Origin of the sequence: Spirillospora sp. NPDC049652, assembly GCF_040675125.1 — a bacterium.
Classification (GTDB): Bacteria; Actinomycetota; Actinomycetes; order Streptosporangiales; family Streptosporangiaceae; genus Spirillospora.
Window position 1 is genome coordinate 1 of record NZ_JBFAOF010000899.1, and the last position, 2945, is coordinate 2945.

At 75.4% G+C, this 2945-nt stretch carries 3 protein-coding genes and 1 pseudogene; 2 read left to right on the forward strand and 2 right to left on the reverse strand.

Annotated elements, in window-relative coordinates:
• Positions 1-383, reverse strand: a pseudogene (locus tag AB0J52_RS34555) (hypothetical protein); the annotation flags it as partial.
• A 77-nt stretch (positions 384-460) separates the two neighbouring features.
• Positions 461-1066, reverse strand: coding sequence for an O-methyltransferase (locus AB0J52_RS34560; RefSeq protein ID WP_500187103.1), 606 nt, complete (start codon positions 1064-1066; stop codon positions 461-463).
• Positions 1067-1299: 233 nt separating this feature from the next.
• Here AB0J52_RS34560 and sigE point away from each other — a divergent pair, with 233 nt between their 5' ends.
• Positions 1300-1971, forward strand: coding sequence for an RNA polymerase sigma factor SigE (gene sigE, locus AB0J52_RS34565; RefSeq protein ID WP_500187104.1), 672 nt, complete (start codon positions 1300-1302; stop codon positions 1969-1971).
• Between the two features lie 56 nt (positions 1972-2027).
• Positions 2028-2945: anti-sigma factor family protein (locus AB0J52_RS34570; RefSeq protein WP_500187105.1), on the forward strand; the 918-nt coding region annotated here is incomplete at its 3' end.

Below are 2945 nucleotides of genomic sequence, written 5' to 3' on the forward strand. Positions count from 1 at the left end.
CGTGAGCGGGGCAGCGGCCAGCGCGCGGGCCGGCGCACCCCCTCGGCGGTCAGCTCCAGGACGGGACGCCTCGCCAGCGGCCCGCCGACCGCGGCCAGGAACCCGCCGCCGAACGCCACGAGCCCGACCGCGCCGAGCACGATGAACGCCAGGCTCCCCACGCCGAAGCCGCCGCGCATCACGCCGCCGGCCACGAACCCGGCCGACGCCGCCATCAGGATGCCGAACGCGAGTCCGCGCCAGGCCGTCCGCCACGTCATCCCCATCCGGACGGCGAACGTCTCCCGGGGCTTCCCGCCTGGGGCGTCCTCGTCCCGGCCGAGCGGCTCGGGCGCGGGCGCGGGCTCCGGGGCGGGCGGCTCGACGTCATGGGCGGTGTCCACCCACCTGGGTTTGCGTGCGGGGCCGTCCGCGTCAGGGGTCGTGCCGGCGTGGGGGTCCCGGGGGGCGCGCACGGGGCTCAGTCGCGCTTGACGGCGCAGAGCAGGCCGTCGCCCACCGGCAGCAGCATCGGGACGAGGCGTTCGTCCTCGCGGATCAGGTGGTGGACCTCGCGGATCGCCTCGGTGCTCGGATCGCCCCGGTAGGCCGGGTCGGAGAGGCGTTGGTGCCAGAGGGCGTTGTCGAACGCCACGACGCCGCCTGGACGCAGCAGGCGCAGGGCGGCGGTGAGGTACTCGGGGTACTCGGTCTTGACCGCGTCGCAGAAGACCATGTCGTAGGCGCCGTCGGTGAGGCGCGGGAGCACCTCCAGGGCGCGTCCGACGATCATGCGGGTGCGGTACGAGCCGAGGCCCGCCTCGCGGTAGGCGAGCTTGGCCAGGCGCTGGTTCTCGTGGTCGACGTCCACGCTGGTGAGGACGGCGTCCTTCGGCATCCCGCGCATCAGGTAGATCCCGGAGACGCCGCAGCCGGTGCCGATCTCGACGACCGTGCGGGCGCCGAGCAGGGTGGCGAGGAAGCGCAGCGCGGCGCCGCCGGCGGGGCCGATCGGCGTCGCGCCGACCTCGCGGCCCCGGTGGCGGGCGCTGACGGTCGCCTCGTCCTCGGGGAGGAACTCCTCCACGTAGGTCAGGGTGGCCTCAATGGCGTTGATGGCTGCCTCCTCGCGGGACCCCCGCCTGGCTCATGCTGGAAAGACAATATCGCTGACGGGGAACCAACTGGCGTTTCAGCACGTTCTAACTCACGATGGCGCCCGCCCCACCGGGGGCGGGTGTGGATCGCAGTACGGCAACCGCCCCAGCCCAGGCGCGACCGTGTCGTTCCACCGTATGGAGAGAGGAACAGCCCGGCACCATGGGAGTGGCAGCACTGACGTTCAAGAGCGCTGTCGGGGTCGGCTCCGGGCGAAGCCGGACCGACGCGGCGGCGCGCACACGCGAGAACGCGCCCGAGGCCGAGTGGGCACCGCCGTCCTGGGACGAGGTCGTCCGGGAGCATTCGGGCCGGGTGTACCGGCTCGCCTACCGGCTGACCGGCAACCAGCACGACGCCGAGGACCTCACCCAGGAGGTCTTCGTCCGGGTGTTCCGTTCCCTGTCGAACTACACGCCCGGCACGTTCGAGGGCTGGCTGCACCGCATCACCACGAACCTGTTCCTCGACCAGGCGCGGCGCAAGCAGCGCATCCGGTTCGAGGGGCTGGCGGACGACGCCGCCGAGCGCCTCCAGGGCCGCGAGCCCACCCCGGCGCAGGCGTACGACGACCGCAACTTCGACTCCGACGTCCAGGCCGCGCTCGACGCCCTGGCCCCCGAGTACCGGGCGGCCGTGGTGCTGTGCGACATCGAGGGGCTCTCCTACGAGGAGATCTCCGCGACCCTGGATGTCAAACTGGGAACCGTGCGCAGCCGCATCCACCGGGGAAGGGCGCAGCTGCGCGCCGCGCTGGAGCACCGGGCGCCCCGCCGCAGGGGCGCCGAGCCCGCCGCCGAGCCGGCGGTGGCGGCGGTCGCGGAGGGCCGCTGACGGGTGGTCCGGCGCGCCGGGGCGCCACACCTGAGATTGATCGACGAGGGAGCCGCGTGAGTTGTCTGGGGGAGCGTCTGACCGCTCTGGTCGACGGCGAGCTGGGGCATGAGGAGCGCGAACGCGCTCTGCGCCACCTCGCGTGCTGCGCGTCGTGCCGCGCCGAGGCCGACGCGCTGCGACGCCTGAAGGCCCGGCTGCGCGGTCTGGCCACGCCACCCGACGCGTCCGCGCCCGGCCGTCCGGCGTCCCGTCCTTCCGATCGTTCCGGTTCCGGTCTGCCCGGTCTCCCCGGCTCCGTGCCTTCCAATCCTTCCGCCGCCGACTTTCCCGGGTTTTCCGAGCTCCCGGGGCTCGGGGCGTCCGCTTCCGGTCTTGAGGGGCTGGAGAGGTTCGAGGACGGGACGAGCGCGGCCGACCGCCGCTCCGGCCCGTCCGCCGAGGTGCCGGACGACATGCCGACCCCCGACTTCCTCGCGCGGCTGCGCGGCCTGGGCGAGACGCTCGCCGCGGCCGACGGCCCGTCCGGCGACGCCGAGGCCGCCGACACCTCCCGCCGGCCCGACACCTCCCGCCGGTCCGACCGTCCGCGCCGCGGCGAGCGCCGCGGCCGGGAGGGGGCGGCCGGCCTGTCGGGAAGGGACGAGGGCTCCGGTGCGCCGGGTGAGCTTCCCGGCCCGGCCGGCGCGACCCGCCCGGACGAGCTCGCCGATCTCCCTGACCTCCCTGACCTCCCTGACCTCCCTGATCTCGCCGACCTCGCCGGTCCGGACGGCCCGTGGGGCGTGCCGGGGCAGCGGAGCCGCACGCCGTGGGTCTCGCCGTCCGGGACGCCCCGGCCCGGCAGGCCGCGCGACAACCGCCCGCCCGTCACCGCCGGCCGTGGCCGCGACCGGCGCGCCGGTGTGGCCGCCGGGGCGACCGGGCCGATGACCGGTGCGGCGGCGCTGCGGTCGCCGGGGGCACGGCCCGCG